The organism is Methylobacterium mesophilicum, from assembly GCF_022179445.1.
In the GTDB taxonomy this organism is placed as follows: domain Bacteria; phylum Pseudomonadota; class Alphaproteobacteria; order Rhizobiales; family Beijerinckiaceae; genus Methylobacterium; species Methylobacterium mesophilicum.
Genome location: NZ_BPQU01000013.1, coordinates 1 through 26,265 on the forward strand (window position 1 = coordinate 1; position 26,265 = coordinate 26,265).

The following is a 26,265-nucleotide window of genomic DNA, read 5'->3' on the forward strand; positions in this document are numbered from 1 at the left end:
CTCCCGACCCCTGCTGACGCAGGGGCCACCCTCCCCCGCAGAGGGGGGAGGGAGACGCGCTGGGGTCAAGCTGCGGCCCCCAACCGGCTAAGTTCGGTAAATCCCCCCACTCCCCCCAAAAAAAACTACGCCGTCCGCTTCTGGTAGTCCTTCACGTCGGTGAAGCGCACCGCCGGGTAGCGCTCCTCCTCGTAGCGGAGCGAGAACGCCGTGGTCGCCATGAAGACCGGGGCGCCGTCGAGGTCCTTGGCCATGGCCGAGCCGTGGCTGTCCACGAACTTGTCCAGCTCGATCTCGGAATCCGACTCGATCCAGCGGCATACCGAGAAGCGCGAGGTCTCGTAATCGACCGGGAGGCCGTACTCGGCCTGGAGGCGCTCCTTCAGCACGTCGAGCTGGAGCGCGCCGACCACGCCGACGATCGCCTGGCTGCCGTCCTGCGGCACGAACACCTGGACGACCCCCTCCTCGCCCATCTGCTGCAGCGCCTCGCGCAGCTTCTTGGCCTTCATGGCGTCGGTCAGCTTGATCCGGCGCAGGATCTCGGGTGCGAAGCTCGGGACGCCGCGGAACAGCAGGTCCTCGCCTTCGGTGAGCGTGTCGCCGATCCGCAGGGTGCCGTGGTTCGGGATCCCGACCACGTCGCCCGCAAAAGCCTCGTCCGCGATGGCGCGGTCCTGAGCGAAGAAGAATTGCGGCGCCGAGAGCGAGATCGGCTTTCCGGTTCGGACCAGCCGGGCCTTCATGCCCCGGCTGAGCTTGCCCGAGCAGACCCGCATGAAGGCGATCCGGTCCCGGTGGTTCGGGTCCATGTTCGCCTGGATCTTGAACACGAAGCCGGTCATGCGCGGCTCGGTCGGCTCGACCAGGCGCTTGTCGGCATCCTGGCCGCGGGGTGGCGGTGCCACCTTGGCGAGACCGTCGATGAGGTCGCGCACGCCGAAGTTGCGCAGCGCCGAGCCGAAGAACACCGGCGTCAGGTGGCCCTCGCGGAACGCGTCGAGGTCGAACGGCTTGAGCCCGCCCTCGGCCAGCTCGACCTCCTCGCGCCACGCATCGGCCGCGCCGTTCTCGGTGAGCAGCGTATCGAACAGCGGGTCCTGCGGGCCGGACACCGCCACCATGCCGGCATCCTCGGCGGCGTCGAGCCGGCGGACGCGGTTGGCGCCGAGTTCGTAGGTCCCGGAGAAGTTGCGGCCGGTGCCGATCGGCCAAGTCACCGGGGCGACGTCGAGCGCCAGCGTCTTCTCGATCTCGTCCAGCAGCTCGAACGTGTCGCGGGCCTCGCGGTCGAGCTTGTTCACGAAGGTGACGATCGGGATGTCGCGCAGGCGGCAGACCTCGAACAGCTTGCGGGTGCGCGCCTCGATGCCTTTGGCCGCGTCGATCACCATCACGGCCGAATCGACCGCGGTCAGCGTCCGGTAGGTGTCCTCCGAGAAGTCCTCGTGGCCCGGCGTGTCGAGCAGGTTGAAGACGCAGTCGCCGTACTCGAAGGTCATCACCGAGGTGACCACCGAGATGCCGCGCTCCTTCTCGATCCCCATCCAGTCGGACCGGGTCGAGACCCGATTGCGCTTGGCCTTGACCTCGCCGGCGAGCTGGATCGCGCCGCCGAACAGCAGCAGCTTCTCGGTCAGTGTGGTCTTGCCCGCATCCGGGTGCGAGATGATCGCGAAGGTGCGCCGCCGCGCAACCGGGTCGGCCGGCCTCGCTTCGGTCTTGGTCTGCATCAGCATGGAGCGAACGCTCTGGGTCGGCACAACGGGAGGGCGTCGCCCGGCGGTGCCGCCTCGGGCGAGGGTCTCGGCATCGTGTAGCGGCAAGCCCCGGTATTGGCAAAGACGCAGGGAAGCCGGCCTCGGGCTGATCCAGGTCCCGGTTTCAAAAGGTCGTTCGACCTTTTGCGGGTGAAGGGCGGAGCCCTTCGTCTCTATCAGGGCTCCGCCCTGACAACCCGCCAAAGGGCTGAGCCCTTTGGAAACCCAGCCTTAGGCCGCCTCGGCCGCCAGCGCGTGCAAGTCTGCAACCAGGGCGTCCACGCGCGCGGCATCGGCGTCCCAGGCGAACATGAACCGGGCCCCGCCGCCGATGAAGGTGTAGAACCGCCAGCCCCGCGCCCGCAGCCGCTCCATGGTCGCGGCCGGCATCGCCAGGAAGACGGCGTTGGCCTCTACGGGGAACAGCGCGCGGATCCCCGGCAGGCCGGCGACGGCCCCGGCGAAGCGCCGGGCGCAGGCATTGCCGTGGGCGGCGTTCCGCAGCCAGGCGCCACTCTCCAGCATGCCGACCCAGGGGGCGGCCAGGAAGCGCATCTTCGAGGCGAGCTGCCCGGCCTGCTTGCACCGATAGCCGAAATCCTCCGCGAGCTTCGGATCGAAGAACACCACCGCCTCGCCGGCATGCATGCCGTTCTTGGTGCCGCCGAAGCACAGCACGTCGATCCCGGCCCGCCAGGTCATGTCGGCGGGGCTGCAGCCGAGGCTGGCGCAGGCGTTGGCGAAGCGCGAGCCGTCCATGTGCAGCGCGAGCCCGAGTTCCCGGCATGTGGCGGACAGCGACCGCAGTTCGGCCAGGGTGTAGACCTGCCCGGTCTCGGTCGGCTGGGTGATCGTGACCACCCGCGGCCGCGGGAAGTGGATGTCGCTGCGGTTGGTGGCGAGCCCGCGGATCGCCTCCGGGGTGAGCTTGCCGCCCTCGGTGCGGACCGTGAGCAGCTTGGAGCCGTTGGAGAAGAATTCCGGCGCGCCGCACTCGTCGGTCTCGACATGGGCCGAGTCGGCGCAGATGACGCTGTGATAGGATTGGCACAGGGCCGCCAGCGCGAGGGCGTTCGCCGCCGTGCCGTTGAAGGCGAAGAACACCTCGCACTCGGTCTCGAACAGGCGGCGGAACGCGTCCGCGGCCCGGGCGGTCCAGGCATCCTCGCCATAGGCCGGCGCGTGGCCGCGATTGGCCGCCTCCATGGCGGCCCAGGCCTCCGGGCAGATGCCGGAGTAGTTGTCGCTGGCGAATTGCTGCGGGTCGTCGTGTTGCATCCGCACAGCGTAGATCCGCGTCCGATCGCCTTGCAATCCGGCTTCGCCCCAAATCGAGCCCAAGCAGGGCTGCCGCGCGTCGAACCGGTATCCGGCCCGCCACGCCGGATTTCGAGATGCCCGCTGCGAAGATCGCTGCTGCGAAGATGTTGGAACTGGTTCGCGCTTGGTGTAGAAGGCGCGCCAAGGCGTGGGCTCCACGCCGATTCGGAAACCGACGTTCCCGTCCCTCCCGGGTGCTCCCGGGCGAGGGACGTTGCCGGTTTCCAGATCGGCGGCGGGCTGCGCAAGCCCCAAATCCAGGTCCAGAGGATCAAGTCCGTTGCAGGTACTCGTTCGCGATAACAACGTCGATCAGGCGCTCCGCGTCCTCAAGAAGAAGATGCAGCGTGAGGGCATCTTCCGCGAGATGAAGCAGCGCAAGGCGTATGAGAAGCCGTCCGTGCGCAAGGCGCGCGAGAAGGCGGAAGCCGTCCGCCGCGCCCGCAAGCAGGCGCGCAAGACCGCGATCCGCGAGGGCCTGATCGCCGCTCCGAAGCCGAAGCCCCGTTTCCCGGCCGGCAGCCGTCGCCCCGGCTTCCCGTCGCCGAGCGCGGCCCCGTCGCAGCAGGGCGGCAACGCCTCCGGCCAGGTCGCGGTGACCCCGGCGCCCGTCGTCTAAGACGCTCTATCCTGAACGGCAGAAGCCCGGACCGCGCGAGCGGCCGGGCTTTTTGCGTTTGGTTTGGCTGGGATCGGCGTCGGCCGGGGGGCGGTGACGCAATGCGCCGTCGAGGATTACGACTCTATCGTTCGGTGCAACGCACAGGATCCTTGCCGGAGGCATGGGCTCTTCGAGCGCTCGCCGCCGAAGTGGATACCGGTTCGACGTAAGCGAGCGCGTTGCATCAAGGACTTAGAGCCGTTCCCGGTCGCAGCGCGACCGGGAACGGCTCTAGTCTCTTCGCGTGCGTCGACGCATTAATGTCGGCAGAATCCACGGGAGACACCGCGGTGCTCCCTCACCCCTCTGCGGGGGAGGGAGACGCGCTCGGGGCCGCCGTTGGTTCTCATCCGGCGGCGGGGCGTGAACATCTGAGCTTCGCGGAGGAAGGAGCACGTGCCCCCGACTCAAGCCGCCTTGGCGGCCATCGTGGCGTGCTCGGCCTGGACCAGCACGTCGAGCGCCCGCCAGGGCTTCTGCATGTAGACCGTCTGATCGGGCAGGCGCGCGTCGCGGCTCGCTCCGGAGGTGACGACCACGCGCACATCCGGCCAGCGCCGCTCGACCGCCTGGGCGAGCGACACGCCGTCCATGGCACCGGGCAGGCGAATGTCGGCGAACAGCAGGGCCACGGTGACGTCGGATCGCTCCAGGACCGAGAGCGCAGCTTCGGCGCTCTCGCAGGCGATCACGCCCAGATCGCTTTCCTCCAGGACCGCGGTCGCGAGGTGGCGCACGGCCGCGTCGTCCTCCACCACAAGCGCCACGGGGGCGGAACACTCGGGCTGTGCGCGATCCATATCAGTCTCCTGCGGTTCGGTCGTGTGAACCCCTTTTCGGGTCCCGGCCTCATTGATGGACCGGTGATTCCCCGATTCGGCCATGCTGGCCTGCCAAGAGCCGGCTCACAAGTGTCAGGGTGGTCGGGCAGACCATGCCCGCTCCGCGATCAGGCCGCACCAATTTTGGCCCGAACGCTTGAAAATGGCGCAGCTGGGTCCCGGTTAAGAAACTGTTCACCCGTGTGGACCGACTGTTAATCTCACGCTTGAGGCGTTTGCCCCATTCCGGGGGACATCGCCTGGATCGTACGGACCAGGGAAGGATCGACGTCCGACATGTGCCGTTTCCTCGCCTATAGCGGTGAGCCGGTCTTTCTCTCGGACCTGGTCTGCGCGCCGACGCATTCGCTGGTGCACCAGTCCCTGCACGCCGACGAAGGGAAAACCGAGACCAACGGCGATGGTTTCGGCATCGGCTGGTACGGCGAGCGTCCCGAGCCCGGCGTCTATCGCGACATCTCCCCGGCCTGGTCGGACGAGAACCTCACCAACCTGTGCGGCCAGGTCCGGGCGCGAACCTTCTTCGCCCACGTGCGCGCCTCGACCGGCACCGCCACCGCCCGGGCGAATTGCCACCCGTTCGTCTACGGGCGGCATCTGTTCATGCACAACGGCCAGATCGGCGGCTACCACCGTATCAAACGTCGGCTGGAGGCCCTGATCCCGGACGCCTTCTACGATCACCGGCGCGGCAGCACGGATTCCGAGGCGATCTTCCTGCTGGCCCTGGCCAACGGCCTCGAGCAGGACCCGGTCGGCGCGATGGCCCGTACCCTGGAGACGATCCGCGCCCTGATGAAGGAGGCCAACGTCTCCGAGCCGTTGCGCTTCACCGCCCTGCTGACGGATGGCGAGACCCTCACCGCCTATCGCTGGGCCTGCGACGGCCGGCCCCCGAGCCTGTATTATCGCGACGGACCGGGCGGGATCGTCGTCGTCTCCGAGCCGATCGACGGCTGCCGCGAGGGCTGGCAGGTCGTCCCGAAGGGCGGCACGCTCCGGGCCCGCCACGGCACCACGACCACCGTGACCGTTCCGGAGTCCACCCGCTCCCGGGCCGCCTGACCGGGCGCCGGCCGTCACCGTCCTGGTGCGGCGTCAGCCATGCTCGGAACGGGATTGTCGATCCGCTTCACGTTGCCACATGTCGGCCACGGCCGATCCTGCGGCCGAGCGGGAATTGACGATGTATCCGGATACCGAGCTTCACATTGCCGGACGCTGGCGCACGGGCGCCGACCGAGAGACCCTGGGCGTCCTGAATCCGGCCACGGGCGAGACGATCGGCCAATGCGCGGTCGCCACCAAGGCGGATCTGGACGAAGCGCTCGCGGCTGCCGCGCGGGCCTTCCCGGCCTGGCGGAAGGTGTCGCCGTTCGAGCGCGGCAAGCTGATGCGCAAGGCCGCCGACCTGCTGCGCAGCCGCGCCGACGAGATCGCCCGCATCATGACCCTGGAGCAGGGCAAGCCGCTGGCCGAGGCGCGGGTCGAGACCCTGGCGGCCGCCGACGTGATCGACTGGTTCGCCGAGGAGGGTAAGCGCGCCTACGGCCGCGTCATCCCGGCCCGCGCCGACGGCGTGCTGCAGGCGGTGGTGCGCGAGCCGGTCGGCCCGGTCGCCTGCTTCACGCCCTGGAACTTCCCGATCAACCAGGCGGTCCGCAAGATCTCGGCGGCGCTCTGCACAGGCTGTACGGTGATCCTGAAGGGTCCCGAGGACACGCCGGCGAGCTGCGCGGCGCTGGTCCGCGCCTTCCTGGACGCCGGCATCCCGGGTGACGCCCTTTCGCTGGTCTACGGCGACCCGGCGACGATCTCGGCCTACCTGATCCCCCACCCGGTGATCCGCAAGATCTCGTTCACCGGCTCGACGGTGGTGGGCAAGAAGCTCGCGGCGCTGGCCGGCGAGCACATGAAGCGCGCCACCATGGAACTCGGCGGCCACGCTCCGGTGATCGTGTTCGGCGATGCCGACGTGGAGAAGGCCGTGTCGGTCCTGGCCCCGTCGAAGTTCCGCAACGCCGGCCAGGTCTGCGTGTCGCCCACCCGCTTCCTGGTGCACGATTCGGTGTTCGACCGGTTCGTCGAGGGCTTCACCAGCTACGCCAAGGGCGCGAAGGTCGGCGACGGCCTGGATCCGGACACCAAGATGGGCCCGCTGATCCACGGGCGGCGCCTGGAGGCCATCGAGGCGCTCACCGCCGACGCCGAATCGGCCGGGGCGTCGCTGCGGGCCGGCGGCAAGCGCATCGGCAACCGCGGCAACTTCTTCGAGCCGACGGTCTTCACCGAGGTGCCGCTGACCGCCCGGATGATGAACGAGGAGCCGTTCGGCCCGGTCGCGATGATCAACCGCTTCTCGGAGGACGAGGAGGCGCTCACCGAGGCCAACCGCCTGCCCTACGGGCTCGCGGCCTACGCCTACACTAGGTCGGCCGAGCGGGCCGCCAAGGTCTCGCACGGGGTGGAGAGCGGGATGATCTCGATCAACCACCACGGCATCGCCCTGCCGGAGACGCCCTTCGGCGGCGTCAAGGAATCCGGCTACGGCAGCGAGGGCGGCTCGGAGGCGCTCGACGCCTACCTGGTGACCAAGTTCGTCACCCAGGCCAACTTCTGACGCCGGCTCGGCGCGCCGCTGCGGGCGGCGCGCCGACGCGCATCAGTAATGCGGCGGCGGCGGCTCGGGCCCGCGCGGTGCGGACCGGGCGGCCGCCTCCTCGACCTGATCGCGCAACGCGTCGACCTGGCGGACGAGCCGGTCGATCACCCGCCACTGCTCCGTGACGGTGCGGTTCAGATCCTCGATCGTCGAATCCTGCTCGGTGAGGCGCATCTCCAGGCGGTCGATGCGGGTTGGGTCGTCCATGGCCGGTCTCCAGTCCGGCCCGCGATACCGCATCCGCGGCCGTTTTCCGACCGGGCCTGTTTTCAGGCCGCCTGCACCCGTTCGGCCACCACGACCCGGTCGCGACCGCCGTGCTTGGCGACGTAGAGGGCGGCGTCGGCCCGATGCATCAGGGCCTCGAAACTGATCCCGTCCCGGGCCTGTGCGATCCCGATGCTGACGCTGACCCGCAGGTCCGGCAATTCCGGCACCGACAGCCCCGCGAAGGTGCGGCGCACCTCCTCCGCGCGGGCCAGGGCCTCGGCAGGCGAGACGTCGGGCAGCAGGCAGGCGAACTCCTCGCCGCCGAGCCGGCCGAGCATCGCTTCCCGGGGCAGCAGGGATGCGGCCATGGCGCAGAACCCCACCAGCACCGCGTCGCCGACCGCGTGGCCGTGGACATCGTTGACCGCCTTGAACCGGTCGAGGTCGAACAGGAGCAGGGCCGCGTCCCGGCGCGAAGCGAGCACCGCCTCCGCGGCCCCCGTGAAGGCCCGGCGATTGGATATGCCGGTGAGCGGGTCCGTCGCGGCGGCGATGCGCTGCTCGCGCTCGGCCCGCTCCTTCACAAGAGCCATGCAGGTGAAGGCCAGGGCGATCGAGAACAACAGCGTGACGAAGCACAGGATCGCCACCCAGGGCGAGGTCAGCGGGTTCAACCGGGGCGGCGGCGGCGCCAGCAGGGTCGACGGGATCCGCAGCAGGTAGAAGGCGGCGTGCAAGCCCAGCGTGGTCTCGGCCGCCACGCGCGACGCGAGACGCTCCTGCCGCCCCCGCCAGAACTCCACGGCCGCGTCGCCCGTATAGAACGCCGCCACCGCGGACGCGTACACGATCCGGGCCTCGATCGATCCGTAGAAGGCCGGCACCAGGCAGAGCACGCACCAGATCGCCGCACCCACGAGCGCCAGGCCGATCCGGACCGGTCGCCCCTCGAACGAGCGGACACCGCTCCAGATCAGCCCGTAGGCCGCCAGCACCACGGCATTGGACACCGCGATGGACACGAGGTCGGAGATCTGGCCGCGCAGGGCGAGGCCGCCGGAGCCGACCGCGCCGAGGATATGCGCCGCGCCCCACAGCGCCAGGGCGTGCGAACCCGGCGCCTGCCGCCACGACAGAACGAACAGCGTGCCGACCAGCAAGGTCATCACGGAACTGACGATCAGCAGGGTGGCTGGATCGAGATGCACGGCTTTCTATCAGTCTCCGATACGGACGATAGCATAAGCCGTCTGGTATTGACCGGCTCGCGAGGCTTGAGCCGGCTTAATTCGCAGCAGCGCGACGAAAATACCGCGCGGTTGTTTACGATTCGGCAAGGTGGATATCGGCGGCGGCGAGCACCGCCGCATTCTCCTGCGGCTCGGGGCTCGCTTCAGGCGCCCCGGAGGGACGCGGCGACCTAGCCGGCCACCCGATGCTCATCCCGCGCGGCGTGGATCACCGGCACCGCCGGGGCGCCTTCCCACTCCGTGTTGGCGGGGATCGACTCGCCCTTCATCACGATGGTGAGCGGGCGCAGCCGCGCGTAGTCGCCGACCTTGGTGTCGTACAGGACCGTCGCGAAGGCGCCGACCGAGACGCCGCGCCCGACCACCACGCGGCCGATCTTCATGATCCGGTCCTCGTACAGATGGGTCTGCAGCGCCGAGACGCGGTTGATCGTGGCGTAGTCGCCGATCGACACGCAGTCGAACTCGGTGATGTCGGTGGTGAGCATGCACACGCCCTTCCCGATCTTCACGCCGAACAACCGCAGGGCCCAGGGCAGGAACGGTGTGCCCTGGAGGTGCTCGAGAAGCACCTTGCCGGCCAACCCCCAGTAGGCCACCGCGATCGCCTCGGTGCGCATCGCCCACCAGGACCACATCGGCTGCATGCCGGGCTTGTAGACGCCCATCAGCAGCCACTTCATCGCGATGACCGCGGCGGACTGGATCAGCGCGATGCAGACGCTGGCGGTGACGAAGCTGACGGCCAGGCCGGTCCAATCCTTCTCCAGGATCGCCGGGTAGAAATACCAGTCGATCACGGTGATCGCCAGGGTGATGTAGAGCATCGGCGAGAACGAGGTCGCGAAGGCCTCGAACACGCCGCGGCGGATCTTCGGCCACATCCCGGGCTCGTAGGTCTGCGCGGTCGAGCCCAGATCGACCTTCTGGCGGGCCGGCAGCCGGATCGGCGGCGAGCCGAACCAGGTCTCGCCGGGGCTCATCGCGTCGTTGGCCGGCGGCTTCGACTTGATGCCGATCAGCACGTCGTCCGGGATGATTGCGCCGGGCGGGACCACGGCGTCGTTGCCGACGAAGACCCGGGCCCCGGTGCGGGCGGCCTCGAGATGCATCCAGCCCCGCCGGACCTCCTCCTCGCCGTACACGACCTCGTCGGCGATGAAGTTCTTCGCGCCGACCTCGGCGAGGTCGTAGCGGCTGCCGAGGTTGGTCGAGATCTCGGCGCCGTGGCCCATGTTGGCGCCCATCAGCCGGTACCACGCCCGCATGTAGACCGTGGCAAACAAGGACGAGAGAGTCTCGAGCGTCACCTCGACGGCGAGCGCCAGCGACCACTTGCGCAGGTAGAACAGCGAGTGGACCGAGTAGGTGCCCGAGCGGGTCCGCGGCAGCACGATCCAGCGGATGCCGGCGATCAGCAGCACCGTGCCGGCGGTCATCAGCATGGCGGTGGGCCAGGTGAGGATCGGCAGGTACCAGTGGTAGTCGACATCGGTGATGTCGGAGAGCGAATCCGAGATCTGGTCGAAGATGAAGAACGCCGGGAAGATCGGCAGCAGGCCGACCGCCGGGATCGCGCCGAGCAGAACGATATAGGCCGCCGCGAAGGCGGCGCGGCGGGCCCACGAGGCCTCGGCGGCGGCCGGCAGGTCGGCCGGGTTCGCCATCCCGACCTTGCGGCCGGGCGAGCCGTCCCAGATCTCCGCCGGCCCGACCCGGGTGCCGGTCGGGATCGTGGTCAGGTCGGCGATCTCGGCCTGCGCGCCGATCACCGTGTCGTGGCTGAGCACGCAGGAGGTGCCGACCGCCGCGTCGGCGCCGATCTCGACCGTGCCGATCACCAGCTCGTTGCCGACGATCTCGGCATTGGCGATGACGAGGCGGCCGCCCAGCGAGGCGCCGTCGCCGATGGTCAGCAGGTCCGGGGCGCCGATCTCGATATCGGAGACCAGCGCGTCATGGCCGACCTTGGCGCCCATCAGCCGGAGGTAGACCGAGATCGCCGGCGAGCCCTGGAGCCACTTCACGTGGACGAGGGGGGCGAGGCGCTGGGTCAGCCACCAGCGGTAGTAGTAAGCGCCCCAGAGCGGGTATCGGCCCGGCTTGGTCCTGCCCAGGATCAGCCACTTGCCCGCCACCGCGACCACCGCGGTCACGCCGTTGATCGCGATGTAGACGAGCAGCAGCACGCCGAGTTCGGCGAAGAAGCTGAGGCCGCCGCCGGTGAGCAGCAGGTAGGTCACGAACATGCCGAGCCACTGCGCGGTGGCCAGCGCGATCACGAAGGGCAGCGCGATCAGCTGGCCGAGGCCGCACAGGGCCCGGCGCAGCAGCGGCGGCGGTTCGAAGCTCAGGTCGCGGATCGCAGCCGCCGCGCCCATGCCGCCGGTGCGCGCGATCAGCGCGTCGGCCATCGCCCGCATGGTGCGCAGGGCATAGACGTCCGGCAGGGTGATGCCGGCGAGCGCCGGAGCCTCGCGCACTGCGGACACGAAGCGGGCGGCCAACAGGGAATGGCCGCCGAGGTCGGCGAAGAAGTCGCCCTCCAGCGGGATCGGCTGGTTGCCGAACACCTGCTTGGCCGCGGCGACCAGAGCCGCCTCGGTCTCGTTGGCCGGGGTCTCCTGCTCGCCGTCGGCCGACACGACCGTGAGCGGGGCGACCTTCAGGGCCTTGCGATCGACCTTGCCGGAGGTCAGGCGCGGCAGGGTCTCGGCCAGCTCGAAATGGCCGGGCACCATGTAGGGCGGCATCTGGCCGGCCAGCGTCCGGCGTAAGCTAGCGGTGTCCACCGTCCGGCCGCGCTCGGGGATCAGGAAGGCCACGAGCCGGTCCACACCGTCGTCCTGGCGCAGCACCACGGCGGCCTGGTTGATGTCGGGCACGCTGCGGATCCGCGACTCGATCTCGCCGAGCTCGACCCGGAAGCCGCGAATCTTCACCTGGTCGTCGATGCGGCCGTGGAACAGGATCCGCCCGCCGGCATCCAGCGAGACCGCATCCCCCGAGCGGTAGAGGATCGGGTCGGTCCCGTCGGAGGCGAACGGGTTGGCGATGAACTTTTCCGCGGTCAGTTCGGGCCGCGCGAGATAACCGCGCGCCACGCCGGGCCCGCCGATCAGCAATTCGCCCTGCTGGTCACGGCCGAGCAGGCTCAGATCCTCGCCCGCGACGTAGACGGAATAGTTCGGGATCGGGCCGCCGATGGTCACCGGCTCGCCGGGCCGCATCTCGGCCGCGGTGGCGACCACGGTCGCCTCGGTCGGCCCGTACGTGTTGAAGAGCTGGCGCGCACCGGTCGCCCAGCGGCCGACCAGCGGCTCAGGCAGCGCTTCGCCGCCGAGCAGGACGAGGCGCACGGTCGGCAGGTCGCCGGAGATCATCGCCAGCAGGGTCGGCACGGTATCGAGCACCGTGATCCGCTCGGCTTCGAGAATGCCGGGCAGGGACTCGACGTCGCCCATCATGGCCGGGCTCGCCACGAACAGCGTCGCGCCCACGAGATACGGGACCCAGATCTCCTCCATCGACAGGTCGAAGGCGACCGAGGCGCCCTGGAACACGATGTCGTCGGCACGCATGCCGTAGAGCGCGTTTCCCGACCGGAGGAAGTGGCAGATGTTGGCGTGGCTGATGACGATGCCCTTGGGCACGCCGGTCGAGCCCGAGGTGTAGATCAGGTAGGCGGGATGCTCCGGCGTCAGGCCGGCGGCGCGGGGATCCGGCACCGGCGCATCCGTGGGCGTCGCCGCGTCGAGATCCGCCGGGGTCAGGGCGGGCGCCGCGTCAGGTGCCGTCGGAGCGAGGGCGGGTGAGACCAGCAGCGCCTTGGCGGCGGAATCGGTCAGGCACACCCCGACCCGGTCGGCCGGCGCCTCGGCGTCGAAGGGCAGCCAGGCGGCGCCCGACAGGGTGATTCCGATCTGGGTGACCAGCAGGTCCGGGCCCCGGGCCATCCACAGGCCGACCACGTCGCCGGGGCCGATGCCGCGATGGGCGAGGCCGGCGGCGATCCGGCCGGCGCGGGCGGCGACCTCGGCATAGGTCAGGCTCGGATGGACGCCGCCCGCGATCACGCGGGCGCCGTCGACCAGGCAGGGATGCTCCGGCCGGGCCTGCGCGGAATTCAGAAAGATCTCGGCCAGCACCTCGTCGCGGATCAGGTCGGGGCGGTGCGCGCCACGCAGCACGGCCGCCCCGCCAGCCGGACGCTCATGCGCCCCGGCAGCCGGTCCGGACCGGGTCTTCTCGGCGACGTCGCTCATCCGCTGCTCCGCTGGCCGACCGAACAGATCGGCGCATACCGTGGCGACCGCCCTATAGCCAGCCGATCATGCCGTTATCGAGGCGGCTTTGAACCCTGGGTGAAGGACGGATTAAGCCCAGCGCCAGCCCGACGGCTCCAGGACCAGCACCTCGCCCTGGCGGATGCCGAGGCGCGGCGCCGCGTACATGTCGAGATGGCCCAGCGCCACCAGGGCCGCCCGGGCGACGCCGCCGTGGGCGACGATCACGGCATCCCGCTCGAGCCCGGACAGGACCGGGCCGACCCGCTCGACCAGGGCGGCGTAGCTCTCGCCGCCCTGGCCGGGCGGACGGTGGTTCCAGCGCTCGCGGTCACGGGCCGAGGCGCCCCCCGGGTCGCGGCGGCGGATCTCGGACCAGGTCGAGCCCTCCCAGTTCCCGAAGCCGATCTCCCTCAGCCGGGGATCGGTGCGATACGCCTCCGCCGGCAGGCCCAGCGTGGTGCGCAGGATCTCCATGGTCCGCCGGGTGCGCTTGAGCGGGCTCGCCAGGAACTCCGCCTCCGCCACGCCCGCCCCCGCCACCGCGGTCAGCCGCGCGGCCACGGCGACGGCCTGCGCCTCCCCGTGCGGGTTGAGATCGATGTCGCGACTGCCCTGCAGGCGGCCCTCGGCGTTCCAGGCGGTCTGGCCGTGGCGGATGAAATAGATCGTAGCCAACCGTCTCGAAATCCTGTCGCTGCGCAGGCGCCCGGAACGGCCGCGCGTGCCAACCGTTCTGGGCGTTCGTCGGCAAAGCCCCTCAACACGGTCCTGCCCATGTCTAAGAAGCACGGCAAGCATCTTCCCGGCCAGTCGCAGGACGGGGGCGTGACAGACGCCCCTGATCGGCACCAAGCCGCCCGGTCGCGGGTGCCCTCGACCGCCGTCTGGGCCGGTGCGGCCGACGTGATCGCCGGGACGGTCCCGGCGGCCCTGGGCGGCCACCGGCCGGCCCCGATCCGGGTCGGCCCGGGGATCGTGGCGGTCGAACCCGGAATGCGGGTCGACCTGACGGCGATCGATTCCGACGCCGACGGCGGCCTCGACAAGGTCTGGGCCAAGGAGGCGCTGAGCCGGGAGCGCGAGCGCATCAGCGCCCTGCAGGAGCGTCTCTATGCCGAGCGCGCCCGCAGCCTGCTGCTGGTGTTCCAGGCGATCGATACAGGCGGCAAGGACGGGACGATCCGGTCGGTGCTCAAGGGCGTCAACCCGCAGGGTTGCACGGTGTCCTCGTTCAAGGTGCCGTCGAGCGACGAACTCGATCACGATTTCCTGTGGCGTTACCACGCCCGGACGCCGGGGCGGGGCATGATCGGCGTGTTCAACCGCAGCCATTACGAGGACGTCCTCGTGGTGCGGGTGAAGGAGTTGGTCCCCGACTCGGTCTGGCAGGGCCGCTACCGGCTGATCAACGATTTCGAGCGGCTGCTCACCGAATCCGGCACGGTGGTGATCAAATTCTTCCTGCACATCTCCAAGGACGAGCAGAAGAAGCGCCTCGAAGCCCGGATCGCCGATCCGGAGAAGCACTGGAAGTTCGACCCCGCCGACCTCATCGAGCGGAAAGCCTGGGACTCCTACCAGCAGGCCTTCGCCGACGCGCTCTCGCAATGCTCGACGCCGCACGCGCCGTGGCTGGTGGTGCCTGCCAACCACAAGTGGTTCCGCAACTACGTGATTGCCCGCACGATCGCAGATACGCTGGAGGCGATGGACCCGCGATTCCCCAAGGCCGCGAAGGGAATCGCCGACCTGAAGGTCCCGAACTGATCCAAGGGGTGCCGCATGCTGGTGGTTCGGGAGGTCGCGGTCTCTGGCTACCGCTCGCTCCGGCGGATCGGCTTCCCGGTGGACGACCTGTCGGTGTTCGTGGGCGGCAACGGCACCGGCAAGACCAACCTGTATCGCGGCCTCGAACTGCTTCAGGACGCCGCCCGGGGGACGCTCACCCGCGCGCTCGCCGTGGAGGGCGGGATGGATTCGGCGCTCTGGGCGGGGCGTCGGCGGCACGGCGAGGCGGCACGGATCCGCCTGTCCGCCACCCTGTACGATGACGGGACCGGACAGGTGTTCACCTACGCGGTCGAGGTCGGGCTCGTGCAGCAGGCCGGCGGCACCACCTACGGCGCCGCCTTCCGCAAGGAACCGCAGGTGAAGGCCGAGCGGTTGACCGTCCGGACAGGCGCCCGCACGGCGGTCCTCCTCGACCGCGATGGCCGGACCGGTTTCGCCCGCGACGAGGAGGGGCGCAAACGGCCGCTGGGCCTGGATCTGCTGCCCACCGAAACCGCGCTCGGCACCTTCCTGGACGCCACGCGTCACCCGGAGATCGCCCTGGTTCGGCTCGCCATGACGGCTTGGCGCTTCCATCACGATTTTCGGACCGATGCCGAGTCGCCGCTCCGCCGCCCGTGCCTGGCAGTGACGACGCCGACCCTCGCCTCGGACGGGTCCGACCTCGCCGCCGTGTTCGCCACCCTGGCCCATATCCGGCAGGACACGGGCGATCTCGATGCGGCGCTGGATGGCGCCTTCCCGGGCGCCCGGCTCGTGGTGCCGGATCCGGGGCGCGAGGCGAGCTTCGGCGTCACCGTCCCTGACTTCCCGGGCCGCACCTTCGCGGCCTCGGAGCTGTCGGACGGGACGTTGCGCTACCTCGCCCTCACCGGAGCGCTGCTGGCCTACCGGCTGCCGCCCTTCATCGCCCTGAACGAGCCGGAAGCGAGCCTGCATCCGGATCTGATGGAACCGCTCGCCCGGATGATCGCCCGGGCCGCCGAGCGCACCCAGATCTGGCTGGTCACGCATTCCGAGCGGCTGGCGGACGGGATCGCGATCCATGGGGGCGCCAGGCCGCGGGTGGTCGTCAAGCGCGACGGCGAGACCTGGATCGACGGGCTCACCCTTTCAGGTGAATTCGCCGACGCGGACGACGAAGATTAATCCTTGTCGAGGGTCAGGTCCGGCGCGTCGGGGTTCTTCATGCCGACGACGTGGTAGCCCGCATCCACGTGCAGGATCTCGCCGGTCATGCCCGCGGCCATGTCGGAGATCAGGTAGGCGGCGGTCTCGCCGACTTCGCCGATGGTCACGGTCCGGCGCAGGGGCGCGTTGTACTCGTTCCACTTCAGGATGTAGCGGAAGTCGCCGATCCCCGAGGCCGCCAGGGTCTTGATCGGGCCGGCCGAGATCGCGTTGACGCGGATATTCTTCGGCCCGAGATCGGCCGCGAGGTAGCGCACCGACGCTTCGAGCGCCGCCTTGGCCACGCCCATGACGTTGTAGTGCGGCATCCACTTCTCGGCGCCGTAATAGGTCAGCGTCACCAGGGAGCCGCCCGGGCGCATGATCTTCTCGGCGCGCTGGGCCACCGCGGTGAACGAGTAGCACGAGACCAGGAGCGACTTGGTGAAGTTCTCCTCGGACGTCTCGAGGTAGCGGCCGGTCAATTCGTCCTTGTCCGAGAAGGCGATGCAGTGGATCACGAAGTCGATGCCTTCGGGGAAGACCCGGGCGGCCTCGGCGAACACGGCGTCGATGGTCGCCGCCTCGGTCACGTCACAATGCCCGATGACGTGGGCGTCGAGTTCCTTGGCCAGGGGCTCGACCCGCTTGCGCAAGGCGTCGCCCTGGTAGGTGAACGCGAGTTCGGCCCCGTGCGCGCGGGCGCTGCGGGCGATGCCCCAGGCGATCGAGCGGTTGTTGGCGACACCGAGCACGAGGCCCCGCTTGCCCGCCAGAATGCCCTGCCCGTGTTCCGCCATGATCGATCCTGGAAACCTCTCGGCCCCTTGCGGCACCGGGGGTCTCCTTAACGGAGCCGGCCCGGCGACGGAAGTGCGCACCCCGCCGCCGGGCGACCGGGTGCGGGGCGCCTGTTACGCAGCCTTCTACGCCACCTTGGCGCGTCGGTTCCGGGCGAACTCGATGAGCGCCGGATCCTCGCTCTCCGGCAGGGTGATCGCCGTGGTGGCGAGCAGGTCGCCGCGGGTACCGTCCTTCTTGGGCAGGCCCTTGCCGCGCAGCCGGAACGTGCGGCCCGAACTCGTCATCGGCGGCATCTTCATCTCGACCGCGCCGGTGAGCGTCGGCACCCGGATCGTGCCGCCGAGCACGGCGTCCTCCAGCGGCACCTCGACGCTGGCCTTCAGGTCGGCCCCCTCGACGGTGAAGCGGGGATGCGGCCGGACCCGGATGGTCAGCAGGGCGTCGCCGGGCTCGCCGCGGGGGCCGGCGCTTTGGCCGAGGCCGCGGAGCCGGATGGTCTGGCCGTCCTCGACGCCCCGGGGGATCACCACGTCGACCTCCCGGCCGGTGGGCAGGGCGAGGCGCAGCTTCTCCTCGCTGGCGACCTGCTCCAGGCTGACGGACAGCTCGGCCGCGACATCTTCGCCCTTGGCCGCCTGGCGCTGGCCGGGTCCGGCGCCACCCGCGCGGAACGCCTCGCCGAAGATGTGCGAGAAGATGTCCTCGCCCATCCCGCCGCCGCCCATGCCACCGCCGCCTTGCCGGCTGCGGGCCTTGTTCTCGAAATCGAAGCCGCTCGACCGGCCGCCGCCGAAGCCACCGGAGAACCCCTCGAAGCCGCTGGCGCGCGGCTTGCCGTCGGCGTCGATCTCGCCGCGGTCGAACTGCTTGCGCTTCTCGGAATCGCCCAGGATCTCGTAGGCCGAGTTCGCCTCGGCGAACCGGTCCTTGGCCTTCACGTCGTTCTTGTTGCGGTCGGGGTGGAAGTCCTTGGCGAGCTTGCGATAAGCCTTCTTGATGTCGGCTTCGCTCGCTCCCTTGGCCACGCCCAGCACGTCGTAGGGATTGCGCATCGGTCTCTTGAGGCTGTGCGGTGGGGTATCCACCCGGATGTGGGAAGGCTGTTGCATCCCTGCAACGGTCGTGGCCGCGAAAGTCTGCGGGTTCGGGCGCTGCGTCAAGCGGTGGATCTCGCTCCGGAGCGCGCGACCGCCTAACCTCGACGCGTGACGCCATCACCGGCTCGTCGGCACCGGGCCGCGGGAGGAAATCCGATGCAGTATGCCTGCGACCACGTCCATCTGCGCAGCCGCGACGCCGTGAAGGCGGCAGCCTTCTACGTGGAAACCTTCGGGGCCACGGAGGTGAAGCGCGTCGGCGTCGATCCCGTGCAGCGCATGGTGCTCGACCTCGGCGGCCTGACCGTCTTCATCGAGCAGGCACCGGTCGAGACCGCCCCCGCCGCGCAGACGCCCTGCCTCGGCATCGAGCATATCGGTCTGCGCGTCGCCGACATCGACGCCGCCATGGCCGATCTCGCGGCCCGCGGCGTTCCCGTGCGGATGGGCATCACCGAGCGCGGCCCGGGTCTGCGGATCGCCTTCGTGGTAGGTCCGGACGGGGCGCTGATCGAGATCCTGGAGCGCCGGGCGGCCAGTTGACAGGGGTCCCTCAGAAGGTTCGCGGGCCGCGCCCGAGCCCTTCGAAGGTCCGGATCACCTCAGCGCCGGGCGCCGCCGTGCAGGGCCAGCGCCGGCTCCCGGTCGCCCTCGGTTGGAGATGGCGGCTCGATCCGGTCGAAGCCGTCCGCGCTGTAGACCGCGCCGAGCACCGTCTTGAAATGGCGCTGCACCCGGGCGTGGCACTCGCAGGCCGAGGCCGACATCGCCCGGCGGTCGAGCACCGTGATGCGCCCGCGCCCGACCCGGATCAGGCCCTGGTCCTGGAGCGTCCGCAGGATGCGGGTCAGGTAGGTGCGCTGGACGCCGAGCATCGAGGCCAGCAACTCGTGGGTGATCGGCAGGGTGTCGCCCCCGATCCGATCCTGGAGCGTCAGGAGCCAGCGCAGGCAGCGCTGCTCGATCGGGTGGAGCGCGTTGCAGGCGGCGGCCTGCAGCACCTGGGCCAGGAGGCAGTCGCCGTAGCGTGCGAACAGGTTGCGGACCTCGGGGGACCGGCGCTTGGCGTCCTGAAGCCGGTCGGCCTCCAGGCGCAGCATCGGCCCGCCGATCTGCACGATCGCCTCGGTGGAGGCCGGCACCCGCCCCGCGCTGACGATGCCGCCGACGGCACCCTCGCGACCGATGCTGGCGGTCTCGGCGCAGCGTCCGTCCCGGGTGCCGATGATGAGCGCCACGACGGTCTGGTCGCAGGGGAAGGTGATGTGCGCCACCTCCGTGCCGGCCTCGAACACGATCGCCCCCTTGTCGCAGGAGACCCGCTCGAGATGGGGCACGATCAGCGCGCGGTCGGGTTCCCGAAGCGCGTCGAGGAGCAGGTTGCCCGTGAGGGAGGCGGCGCGGTCAGCGGGCATGCAGGTCGGGGATCGTGGAGCGGGAGGCCCCCGAGAAGGAACCTCGTCGGGCGGCCCGCTGGCGCGCGGGTTAACCCGTCACGCTTATATCCCGCCCCCCGTCCTGGAACCAACCTAAGTCTATCCGGCCCGATGATTTATTTGTCGGTGCAAAGACCCTGTTCCGAAAGCCGCCGATGCTCGCGCGGATCGCAATCGGTCGACAGGAACGAGGCCCAGTCGGACGGCGTGCCGTAGAAGGCGTTGCGGTCGACGTCGCCCTGTACGCCGGGAACACGCCCGGTGGAGGTGAACTGCCAGAGCATCCACTTCCGGTTGACGAAGCGCTGCTCCGGTTCGGCCGCGGTGGAACGCAGCCAGTGCGGGTAGTCGGGCAGCTCGCCTTCCAGCACGTCCTTGTGGAAGGTGATGTCGGTGTAGATGATCGGGCGCTTGCCGGTGTAGCGCTCCATCTCCTCCAGCATCTCGGTGACCATCGCCAGAGCCTGCGCCTTGGGCAGCTTCTTCGGGCAGGTCTGCGAGTGGCCGTTCCATTCCACGTCGAGCACCGGCGGCAGGGCCGTCGGGTCGTTCGGGACGTTGCGCTTGAACCACTCCATCTGATCCCGGGCCGAGCGGCACCAGAACACGAAGTGGTAGGCGCCCCGCGGCACGCCGGCCTTGGCGGCGTTGTCCCAGTTGGTCCGGAATCGTTCGTCGACGTGATCGCCGCCCTCGGTCGCCTTGATGAAGGCGAACTGGGTGCCGGCGGCCCGGACCGAAGCCCAGTCGACGTTGCCCTGCCATTTCGAGATGTCGATGCCCTGGATCGGGTGCTGCTTGGCCTTGGCCACGCCCGGATGGGGCTTGGCGTCGCCCTTGGTCGGATAGAAATTCGTGTTCGACGCGCAGGCGGCCAGGCCTGCCATCACCGCGACGGCCAGCACCCGGGCGGCGATGCGCCGGGCGCTCCTCAACCGGCCGGCACCCCGAATCGCCGAAGCGGACGGACCCTGCGAAAGCTCGATATCCCGCACCATCAGTGTTCAGCCCGCCACCGAAGAAGCGCCAAAGTCAGGCGTAATCGATGGGCCCGGCGCAGTTAACGGAGCTTTGCGAACTTTGCGGCGGAATTCCGAGATGCGTGTCGTTACCGCGACATACGGTATCGATCCCCGGTTGGTTCACAGGCCCGGATCCGGCTAAGTGCCGGTCCCGCAACGCGAGTCCCGTCACGGTCCCGTGAGCAAGCAATTATTCACCATAGGTTACGAAGGGCTCGACCCGGAGCGCCTTACGGATGCGCTGCGCTCGGCGGGCGTTGCCGTGCTGGCCGACGTGCGGGCGGTGGCGAACTCGCGCAAGCGCGGCTTCTCGAAGGGCGCGCTCGGAACGGGTCTCGCAGAGGCGGGACTCGGCTACGCGCATCTGCGCAGCCTCGGCACGCCGAAGGCCGGCCGCGAGGCGGCCCGGGCGGACGACGCGGCGCTGATGCGCAGGATCTACTGTGAAGAGGTGCTCGATACGGGCGCCGGCGGAATCGCCCTCGACGAACTCGCCGCCATGGCGGCCGCCGCCCCGACCTGCCTGCTGTGCTTCGAGCGGGACCCGGCCCGCTGCCACCGCCGGGTCCTGGCCGAACGGCTCGCGGACCGCGGATTTGCCGTCACCGACCTGTTCGGCTGAATCGGCACGGGCTTTGGCCGTCGCGCATGAATGAAACGCGCGCCCTTTTCCCGGACGCCTGTAACGTCAGTGGAAGGTGATCCGGGATCCAGCAGAGAAAGCGCCGCGCAGCGGCACGATTTTGAAGCGACAGTCACAATCAGGCGCTTCGCGTCGTCCTGTGCTGGATCCCGGGTCGCGTTCCGCTCTCGCTCCACGCGCCCGGGAAAGGGACGGGGCGCAACCGGCAACGCGCAGCTCCATCGGTCTTTATTCAGGTCAGCGCATCGCCGCCATGGCGGCGAACCGCCGGATCGGCGCCATGGCGGCGCTGAGCAGCATCCGGGATGTCCGCACGGCGCCGAATTCCCGTGGGACCGGTCGGCGGCGATACGGGTCGGTCACCGGCTCGACCGGCAGGTACAGGGCTTCGAGGAACGACATCTCCAACAGCATCGCGCCGGTCTCGTCGGTGACCACCAGGGCCGCATCGAGCAGCCGGGTATCGCCGCTGTGCTGACGCATCAGCCCCTGGACGATGGTCCGGGCGGTGGCCCAGGCGGCGTCCAGGTCGGCGACCCACTGCGCCGCGGAGGCGGGCAGGCAGGCGCCGTCCAGGCGGATGCTGAAAGTGGCGCGGACCATCGTGGCGTTCCTTGGAGGATCGGGCGTCGCGCGTCAGGCGGCGATCGTCAGGCGGCTTGCGCGCCGTCCTGCGGCTCGGCCTCGACGAGGCCGGCCTTGCCTTCGGCTGCCGATTTCGGGTCGAAGGCGTCCGCCAGCAGGCTGAGGCGCCGGGCCATGTCGCGCACCTCGTTGAGGGCGATCGACTTCTGGCCCTCCTTCACCGCCCGGGTGATGTCGCTGACCTGCGTGGTGGCGACCCGCCTCAGTTCGTCGGCGAGCTGGTGGCTGGTCATCATCGCATCCGTTCCCGAATTGGTTCGTCTGTGCCGGGACCGTGGTGGGAGGGCGCTTACCAACGGGTTTCGCGCCGCGGCGATGCCTGTGGACAACGCAGATCGGCGCGGCTCAGTCCTGCAGGTGTCGCGCGGCGATGATCGATGCGGCGGTGCGATTCTCGACGCCGAGCTTGGCGTAGATGCCCTCCAGGTGCTTGGTCACGGTGCGGTGGCTGAGCCCCAGGATCTCGCCGATATCGCGGCTCGATTTCCCCCGGGACAGCCAGAGCAACACCTCCGCCTCGCGGCCGGTGACCGGGAGCCGCGCTCGCAGCCGCTCGATGCCGCCCGAGGCCTCCTCGCGCGACAGGCGCAGCAGGATCTCGTCCGGGGTACGGCCGATGAAGCTGAGCGCATAGGGGGTGCCGTCGCCGCCGGTCAGCGTCAGGGCGTTGGCGGACGCCCCGGTGAGGCAGCCGCGCAGCCAGTCCCGGGCGCGGGCGGGCAGTGCGAGCCCCCCGGACGGATCCGAGCCGAGACCGGCCAGCAGCCGCCCGGCCTGCGGGGTCGCCCACAGCACCGCACCCGCCTCCGAGACCGCGAACAGGGTGCGCCCAGCGGTGTCGAGGGCGGCCCGGGCGCTCTGAGCGGCCCGGGCGCTGGCCAGATGCACGCGGATCCGGGCCAGGATCTCGTCCGGGGCGATCGGCTTGGTGACGTAGTCGATCCCGCCGGCGCTCAGGCCCTTCACAATGTGCTCGGTCTCGCTCAGCCCGGTCATGAAGATCACCGGCACGCCGGCGATCTGCGGCTTGGCCTTGAGCCGCCGGCAGGTCTCGAACCCGTCCATGCCCGGCATCATCGCGTCGAGCAGGATCACGTCCGGGGTGATCTCGTCGACCAGCGCGAGGGCGAGGTCGCCGCCCACCGCCACCAGCACGGTGGCGCCCGAGCGCTCGATCGCCTCGGTGAGGAAGCTCAGCGTGTCGGGGGAATCGTCCACCACCAGGACGACGTCGCGGCTCGGCTGATTGGTCGGCACCTCAGCCATGGCGGGCGAGTCCTTGCAGGACCGAGAGGTAGCGGCGCAGGTCGTAGCCCTCCACGAGCCCGCGCATCTGGGCCACGAAGGCGGGGGGCACCGTCGCGTCGCCCTCCATCTGGGCGAGTTTCGCCTCGATGGCCCGGATATGGCCGATCCGGCCCAGGCGCAGCAGCTCGCCGACATGCTCGGGCCCGGGATGGCCGATCCCCGCGAGCGCCGGGGCCGGCTCGCGCAAAGCGGGCGTCGCGGCGTCGGTCCATTCGAGGTGGAGCAGCTTGCCGATCCGCTCCAGCACGTCGCGCAGGTCGAAAGGCTTGGCGAAGATCGCGTCGTGGGGGGCGTCGTCGCCGCGCACCGGGCTGATCTCGTGGACGTTGGCCGACATCATGGCGATCGGTCCGGTGTGGCCCTCCGCGCGCAGCGTGGCGGCGGCGGCCCAGCCGCTCATGCCCGGCATGGCGATGTCGAGCAGGATCAGGTCGATCCCACCCTTCGCCACCGCCGCCAGGCATTCCGGCCCGGAGCCCGCCTCGATCACGGAGATCCCGTGCGGCTCCAGGATCGCCCGCATCAGGGCGCGGTGGGCGGTGTCGTCGTCGGCCACCAGGATCGTGCGCCGGGCGCCGGCATAGGCTCGCTCCGGCGCGGAGGCCGGGGGAACCACGACGACCGGCGCGGGCTGGGCCACGGAGGCCAGCATCAGCCGCAGCCGGGCCTGGGTGCCGCCGCCGGGGGCCGCCGCCACGGTGATCTCGCCGCCAAGCAGCTGCGCCAGCAGGTCCGCGATGGTGAGCCCGAGCCCCGTCCCCGGAGTACTGCGGGCGGCCGGCGTCGAGCCCCGCTCGAACGGCTGGAAGATCCGCGCCAGGTCCGCCTCCGGGATGCCGGGCCCGGTGTCGCGGATCGTGAACGCCGCGATCTGGCTGCGGTAGCTGAGATCCAGCGAGACGGTGCCGGAGGGCGTGAACTTGATCGCGTTCGACAGGAGGTTGAGCAGCACCTGGCGCAGGCGCTTCTCGTCGGTGGCGACCACCGCCGGCAGGATCTCCGGCCGGGAGAATCGGAATTCGAGTCCGGCCTCCCGGGCCTGCAGCCGGACCATGTCGACCAGCTGATCGAGGAACTCCGTGAGCCGGACCTCGTCCCGGTGGATCTCGAGCCGCCCGGCCTCCATCCGCGAGATGTCGAGCAGGCCGTCGATCAGCCCGGACAGGTGCTGGGCACTGCGTCTTATCACCCGGATGCCGTTGAGGCGCGGGGCCGGGATCGCGGGGTCGGATTCGAGGAGCTGGGCGTAGCCGAGCACGGTGGAGAGCGGCGTGCGCAACTCGTGGCTGATCCCGACCACGTAGCGGCTCTTGGCGAGGTTTGCGGCTTCCGCACGCTCCTTGGCCTCCTGCAGCTTGGCATCGGTGAGCTTGTGAGCCGCGATCTCGGCCTCGTAGAGCGCGGTCTGGCGCATGGTCTCCGACTGGGCGACCCGCCGGCTCTCCTGGGCGAGCACGAACAGCCACGCGACCACGCCGAGGATCACCACCAGGATGAAGAACACGCTGGTCAGCGCGGTGCGCAGGACCACGCGATGCTCGGGATGCGCGATGGTGGCGCCGGCATGGACGATCCCCAGGATCAGGGCGATCACCGCGCAGAGGGTCAGCATGACCGCGAGGTAGCGGCCGAGCGGCGCGCCGATCCAGGCCGCCGTCCGGCCCGGCAGGATCCGGCCGAGCGCCTGCTGCGCCTGCGCCTCCAGCCGGCCGTGCGGCTTGCACAGGTCGCCGCAGCGGGCGTCGAGCGAGCAGCACAGGGAGCAGATCGGGGCGTCGTAGGCCGGGCAATGGGCCATGTCCTCGCCCTCGAACGGCAATTCGCAGACCCGGCAGGTGACCTCGCCCGCCCCCCAATCCCGCTTTGGGGTCCGGGCGAGATACCAGCGGCCGGCCGTGGCCCAGGCGATCACCGGGGCCGCCACGAAGGCGGTCGCCAGCGTGAGGAGCGGCGCGAAGGGCTGGAGCGCGTGGCCGAGCAGGCCAGCATAGGCGAGGCCGCCGATGGCGAGCGCCAGCACCATGGCGCCGGTCCCGACCGGGTTGATGGCGTAGAGATGGGCGCGCTTGAACTCGATGCCCGGGGGCGAGAGGCCGAGCGGCTTGTTCACCGCGAGGTCGGCCGCGAGCGCGCCCACCCAGGCCGAGACCACGGAGGCGTAGAGCGGCAGGGTGCTCTCGATGGTCTTGTCGATGCCGAGCTCCATCAGGAGCACCGCGATCGCCACGTTGAACACCAGCCAGACCACCCGGCCCGGATGGCTGTGGGTCAGCCGGGAGAAGAAGTTCGACCACGCGATCGAGCCGGCATAGGCGTTGGTCAGGTTGATCTTGAGCTGCGAGACCAGGACGAACAGCCCGGTCAGAAGCAGGGCCGCCCGGCCGCCCTCCCCGGTGACGTAGCCGAACGCCACCGCGTACATCCGGGTCGGCTCGGCGGCGTGCTCGGGCGGGACGCCGTGCCCGAGCGCCAGGACGGCGAGGCCGGCGCCGAGCAGGATCTTGAGCATGCCGGGCACGATCCAGCCGGCGCCGCCCGAGAGCACCGCCAGCCACCAGCGCCAATCGCGCCGGCCCACCGGCTCCGGCACGAACCTCAAAAAATCGACCTGCTCGCCGACCTGAGCGAGGAGCGCCAGCAGCACCCCTGTGGCCAGCCCGAACCGGCCGATGTCGAAGGCGGCCCCGCCGCCGTCGAGGCCCGGGAAATCCGCGAGCGCATGCAGCGGCGCCGCGCCTTGCGCTGCCACGAAGACCAGCGGCAGCAGGCTCAAGGCCACCCAGAGCGGCTGCGTCCAGATCTGGAAACGGCTGATCAGCCGGATGCCGTAGACCACCAGCGGGATCACCGCGGCGGCGCAGACGAGGTAGCCGATGCCGAGCGGCAGCCCGAAGCAGAGCTGCAGCGCCAGCGCCATGATCGCCGCCTCGATGGCGAAGAACAGGAACGTGAAGCTCGCGTAGATCAGCGACGTGACCGTGGAGCCGAGATAGCCGAACCCGGCCCCCCGGGTCAGCAGGTCCATGTCGAGCCCGTAGCGGGCGGCGTAGACGGTGATCGGCGCCGCGGTGGCGAAGATGATCAGGCCGACGACCAGCACCGCCGCCAGCGTGTTGGGGAAGCCCGCCGTCAGCGCCAGGGTCCCGCCGATCGCCTCCAGCGCCAGGAACGAGACCGAGCCGAGCGCCGTCTGGGCCACCTGGAAGCCGGACCAGCGCCGGGCCTTCTTGGCGGTGAACCGGAGGGCGTAATCCTCCAGGGTCTCGTCGGCGACGAAGCGGTTGTAGTCCCGGCGGATCGGGATGATGCGCTGGGGGCCGCTCATCGCGGCCCTGTCCGGCACATGGAGTTGCGG

At 70.1% G+C, this 26,265-nt stretch carries 22 protein-coding genes; 7 read left to right on the top strand and 15 right to left on the bottom strand.

Annotated elements, in window-relative coordinates:
* Positions 1 to 125 precede the first annotated feature (125 nt).
* Positions 126 to 1,739: a peptide chain release factor 3 gene (locus tag MFF40_RS14455; RefSeq protein WP_147855534.1), complete on the bottom strand. Its 1,614-nt coding sequence runs from the start codon at positions 1,737 to 1,739 to the stop codon at positions 126 to 128.
* Positions 1,740 to 1,991: 252 nt separating this feature from the next.
* Entirely contained in the window at positions 1,992 to 3,038 is a 1,047-nt protein-coding gene (locus MFF40_RS14460; RefSeq protein WP_147855536.1) for a threonine aldolase family protein, read from the bottom strand.
* Between the two features lie 322 nt (positions 3,039 to 3,360).
* On the opposite strand from MFF40_RS14460, the gene rpsU reads away from it, so the two are divergent.
* On the top strand, positions 3,361 to 3,699 hold the full coding sequence (rpsU, locus tag MFF40_RS14465; RefSeq protein WP_147855533.1) for a 30S ribosomal protein S21: 339 nt from the start codon (positions 3,361 to 3,363) through the stop codon (positions 3,697 to 3,699).
* A 449-nt stretch (positions 3,700 to 4,148) separates the two neighbouring features.
* On the opposite strand, the gene MFF40_RS14470 is transcribed toward rpsU, so the two are convergent.
* Positions 4,149 to 4,541, bottom strand: coding sequence for a response regulator (locus tag MFF40_RS14470; protein WP_058193469.1), 393 nt, complete (start codon positions 4,539 to 4,541; stop codon positions 4,149 to 4,151).
* Positions 4,542 to 4,859: 318 nt separating this feature from the next.
* Here MFF40_RS14470 and MFF40_RS14475 point away from each other — a divergent pair, with 318 nt between their 5' ends.
* Both MFF40_RS14475 and MFF40_RS14480 read left to right on the top strand, forming a co-directional pair.
* Positions 4,860 to 5,648: a class II glutamine amidotransferase gene (locus tag MFF40_RS14475; RefSeq protein WP_238260984.1), complete on the top strand. Its 789-nt coding sequence runs from the start codon at positions 4,860 to 4,862 to the stop codon at positions 5,646 to 5,648.
* Between the two features lie 121 nt (positions 5,649 to 5,769).
* The gene (locus MFF40_RS14480) at positions 5,770 to 7,203 is read left to right on the top strand and encodes an NAD-dependent succinate-semialdehyde dehydrogenase (protein ID WP_238261090.1); all 1,434 of its coding nucleotides are present in this window, start codon (positions 5,770 to 5,772) and stop codon (positions 7,201 to 7,203) included.
* Positions 7,204 to 7,245: 42 nt separating this feature from the next.
* On the opposite strand, the gene MFF40_RS14485 is transcribed toward MFF40_RS14480, so the two are convergent.
* From MFF40_RS14485 to MFF40_RS14500, 4 genes are all read right to left on the bottom strand, one after another.
* A complete protein-coding gene (locus tag MFF40_RS14485; protein WP_147897699.1) occupies positions 7,246 to 7,452 on the bottom strand; it encodes a SlyX family protein in 207 nt (68 codons plus the stop codon).
* Positions 7,453 to 7,514: 62 nt separating this feature from the next.
* On the bottom strand, positions 7,515 to 8,663 hold the full coding sequence (locus MFF40_RS14490) for a GGDEF domain-containing protein (RefSeq protein ID WP_238260986.1): 1,149 nt from the start codon (positions 8,661 to 8,663) through the stop codon (positions 7,515 to 7,517).
* 212 nt (positions 8,664 to 8,875) lie between these two features.
* A complete protein-coding gene (locus MFF40_RS14495; protein WP_238260988.1) occupies positions 8,876 to 12,970 on the bottom strand; it encodes a Pls/PosA family non-ribosomal peptide synthetase in 4,095 nt (1,364 codons plus the stop codon).
* Positions 12,971 to 13,081: 111 nt separating this feature from the next.
* A complete protein-coding gene (locus MFF40_RS14500; protein ID WP_147897696.1) occupies positions 13,082 to 13,669 on the bottom strand; it encodes a histidine phosphatase family protein in 588 nt (195 codons plus the stop codon).
* A 99-nt stretch (positions 13,670 to 13,768) separates the two neighbouring features.
* Between MFF40_RS14500 and MFF40_RS14505 the strand changes: the two genes are divergently transcribed.
* Together MFF40_RS14505 and MFF40_RS14510 are read left to right on the top strand one after the other, a co-directional pair.
* Positions 13,769 to 14,761: a polyphosphate kinase 2 family protein gene (locus MFF40_RS14505; protein ID WP_238260990.1), complete on the top strand. Its 993-nt coding sequence runs from the start codon at positions 13,769 to 13,771 to the stop codon at positions 14,759 to 14,761.
* A gap of 15 nt (positions 14,762 to 14,776) precedes the next feature.
* Positions 14,777 to 15,934 (top strand): AAA family ATPase, encoded by a 1,158-nt coding sequence (locus MFF40_RS14510; protein WP_147855058.1) that lies wholly within the window; start codon positions 14,777 to 14,779, stop codon positions 15,932 to 15,934.
* On the opposite strand, the gene fabI is transcribed toward MFF40_RS14510, so the two are convergent.
* On the bottom strand, positions 15,931 to 16,755 hold the full coding sequence (fabI, locus tag MFF40_RS14515; RefSeq protein ID WP_147855059.1) for an enoyl-ACP reductase FabI: 825 nt from the start codon (positions 16,753 to 16,755) through the stop codon (positions 15,931 to 15,933). The genes MFF40_RS14510 and fabI overlap by 4 nt on opposite strands.
* Before the next feature lie 126 nt (positions 16,756 to 16,881).
* The gene (locus MFF40_RS14520; RefSeq protein WP_238260992.1) at positions 16,882 to 17,811 is read right to left on the bottom strand and encodes a DnaJ C-terminal domain-containing protein; all 930 of its coding nucleotides are present in this window, start codon (positions 17,809 to 17,811) and stop codon (positions 16,882 to 16,884) included.
* A gap of 201 nt (positions 17,812 to 18,012) precedes the next feature.
* On the opposite strand from MFF40_RS14520, the gene MFF40_RS14525 reads away from it, so the two are divergent.
* Positions 18,013 to 18,399, top strand: a complete 387-nt coding sequence (locus MFF40_RS14525) for a VOC family protein (protein ID WP_238260994.1) — start codon at positions 18,013 to 18,015, stop codon at positions 18,397 to 18,399.
* A gap of 59 nt (positions 18,400 to 18,458) precedes the next feature.
* Here the strand turns inward: MFF40_RS14525 and MFF40_RS14530 are convergent, their stop codons facing one another.
* On the bottom strand, positions 18,459 to 19,271 hold the full coding sequence (locus MFF40_RS14530; RefSeq protein WP_147897693.1) for a Crp/Fnr family transcriptional regulator: 813 nt from the start codon (positions 19,269 to 19,271) through the stop codon (positions 18,459 to 18,461).
* A gap of 137 nt (positions 19,272 to 19,408) precedes the next feature.
* On the bottom strand, positions 19,409 to 20,179 hold the full coding sequence (locus MFF40_RS14535; RefSeq protein WP_238261092.1) for a glycoside hydrolase family 25 protein: 771 nt from the start codon (positions 20,177 to 20,179) through the stop codon (positions 19,409 to 19,411).
* Between the two features lie 313 nt (positions 20,180 to 20,492).
* Between MFF40_RS14535 and MFF40_RS14540 the strand changes: the two genes are divergently transcribed.
* A complete protein-coding gene (locus MFF40_RS14540; protein ID WP_147855064.1) occupies positions 20,493 to 20,936 on the top strand; it encodes a DUF488 domain-containing protein in 444 nt (147 codons plus the stop codon).
* A gap of 258 nt (positions 20,937 to 21,194) precedes the next feature.
* Here MFF40_RS14540 and MFF40_RS14545 read toward each other — a convergent pair whose 3' ends face one another.
* From MFF40_RS14545 to MFF40_RS14560, 4 genes are all read right to left on the bottom strand, one after another.
* Entirely contained in the window at positions 21,195 to 21,560 is a 366-nt protein-coding gene (locus MFF40_RS14545) for a DUF6894 family protein (protein WP_238260996.1), read from the bottom strand.
* Between the two features lie 47 nt (positions 21,561 to 21,607).
* On the bottom strand, positions 21,608 to 21,835 hold the full coding sequence (locus MFF40_RS14550) for a hypothetical protein (RefSeq protein ID WP_238260998.1): 228 nt from the start codon (positions 21,833 to 21,835) through the stop codon (positions 21,608 to 21,610).
* Positions 21,836 to 21,947: 112 nt separating this feature from the next.
* A complete protein-coding gene (locus tag MFF40_RS14555) occupies positions 21,948 to 22,868 on the bottom strand; it encodes a response regulator transcription factor (RefSeq protein WP_238261000.1) in 921 nt (306 codons plus the stop codon).
* On the bottom strand, positions 22,861 to 26,235 hold the full coding sequence (locus tag MFF40_RS14560; protein WP_238261002.1) for a hybrid sensor histidine kinase/response regulator: 3,375 nt from the start codon (positions 26,233 to 26,235) through the stop codon (positions 22,861 to 22,863). The genes MFF40_RS14555 and MFF40_RS14560 overlap by 8 nt, the downstream gene beginning before the upstream one ends.
* Positions 26,236 to 26,265: the final 30 nt, after the last annotated feature.

Excerpts from the sequence above, each read along its gene's own strand:
- MFF40_RS14455 (WP_147855534.1), bottom strand. The coding sequence starts at position 1,739 with ATGCTGATGCAGACCAAGACCGAAGCGAGGCCGGCCGACCCGGTTGCG.
- MFF40_RS14460 (WP_147855536.1), bottom strand. The coding sequence starts at position 3,038 with ATGCAACACGACGACCCGCAGCAATTCGCCAGCGACAACTACTCCGGC.
- MFF40_RS14470 (WP_058193469.1), bottom strand. The coding sequence starts at position 4,541 with ATGGATCGCGCACAGCCCGAGTGTTCCGCCCCCGTGGCGCTTGTGGTG.
- MFF40_RS14475 (WP_238260984.1), top strand. The coding sequence starts at position 4,860 with ATGTGCCGTTTCCTCGCCTATAGCGGTGAGCCGGTCTTTCTCTCGGAC.
- MFF40_RS14480 (WP_238261090.1), top strand. The coding sequence starts at position 5,770 with ATGTATCCGGATACCGAGCTTCACATTGCCGGACGCTGGCGCACGGGC.
- MFF40_RS14485 (WP_147897699.1), bottom strand. The coding sequence starts at position 7,452 with ATGGACGACCCAACCCGCATCGACCGCCTGGAGATGCGCCTCACCGAG.
- MFF40_RS14495 (WP_238260988.1), bottom strand. The coding sequence starts at position 12,970 with ATGAGCGACGTCGCCGAGAAGACCCGGTCCGGACCGGCTGCCGGGGCG.
- MFF40_RS14505 (WP_238260990.1), top strand. The coding sequence starts at position 13,769 with ATGTCTAAGAAGCACGGCAAGCATCTTCCCGGCCAGTCGCAGGACGGG.
- MFF40_RS14510 (WP_147855058.1), top strand. The coding sequence starts at position 14,777 with ATGCTGGTGGTTCGGGAGGTCGCGGTCTCTGGCTACCGCTCGCTCCGG.
- fabI (WP_147855059.1), bottom strand. The coding sequence starts at position 16,755 with ATGGCGGAACACGGGCAGGGCATTCTGGCGGGCAAGCGGGGCCTCGTG.
- MFF40_RS14520 (WP_238260992.1), bottom strand. The coding sequence starts at position 17,811 with ATGCGCAATCCCTACGACGTGCTGGGCGTGGCCAAGGGAGCGAGCGAA.
- MFF40_RS14525 (WP_238260994.1), top strand. The coding sequence starts at position 18,013 with ATGCAGTATGCCTGCGACCACGTCCATCTGCGCAGCCGCGACGCCGTG.
- MFF40_RS14530 (WP_147897693.1), bottom strand. The coding sequence starts at position 19,271 with ATGCCCGCTGACCGCGCCGCCTCCCTCACGGGCAACCTGCTCCTCGAC.
- MFF40_RS14535 (WP_238261092.1), bottom strand. The coding sequence starts at position 20,179 with ATGGCAGGCCTGGCCGCCTGCGCGTCGAACACGAATTTCTATCCGACC.
- MFF40_RS14545 (WP_238260996.1), bottom strand. The coding sequence starts at position 21,560 with ATGGTCCGCGCCACTTTCAGCATCCGCCTGGACGGCGCCTGCCTGCCC.
- MFF40_RS14550 (WP_238260998.1), bottom strand. The coding sequence starts at position 21,835 with ATGACCAGCCACCAGCTCGCCGACGAACTGAGGCGGGTCGCCACCACG.
- MFF40_RS14555 (WP_238261000.1), bottom strand. The coding sequence starts at position 22,868 with ATGGCTGAGGTGCCGACCAATCAGCCGAGCCGCGACGTCGTCCTGGTG.
- MFF40_RS14560 (WP_238261002.1), bottom strand. The coding sequence starts at position 26,235 with ATGAGCGGCCCCCAGCGCATCATCCCGATCCGCCGGGACTACAACCGC.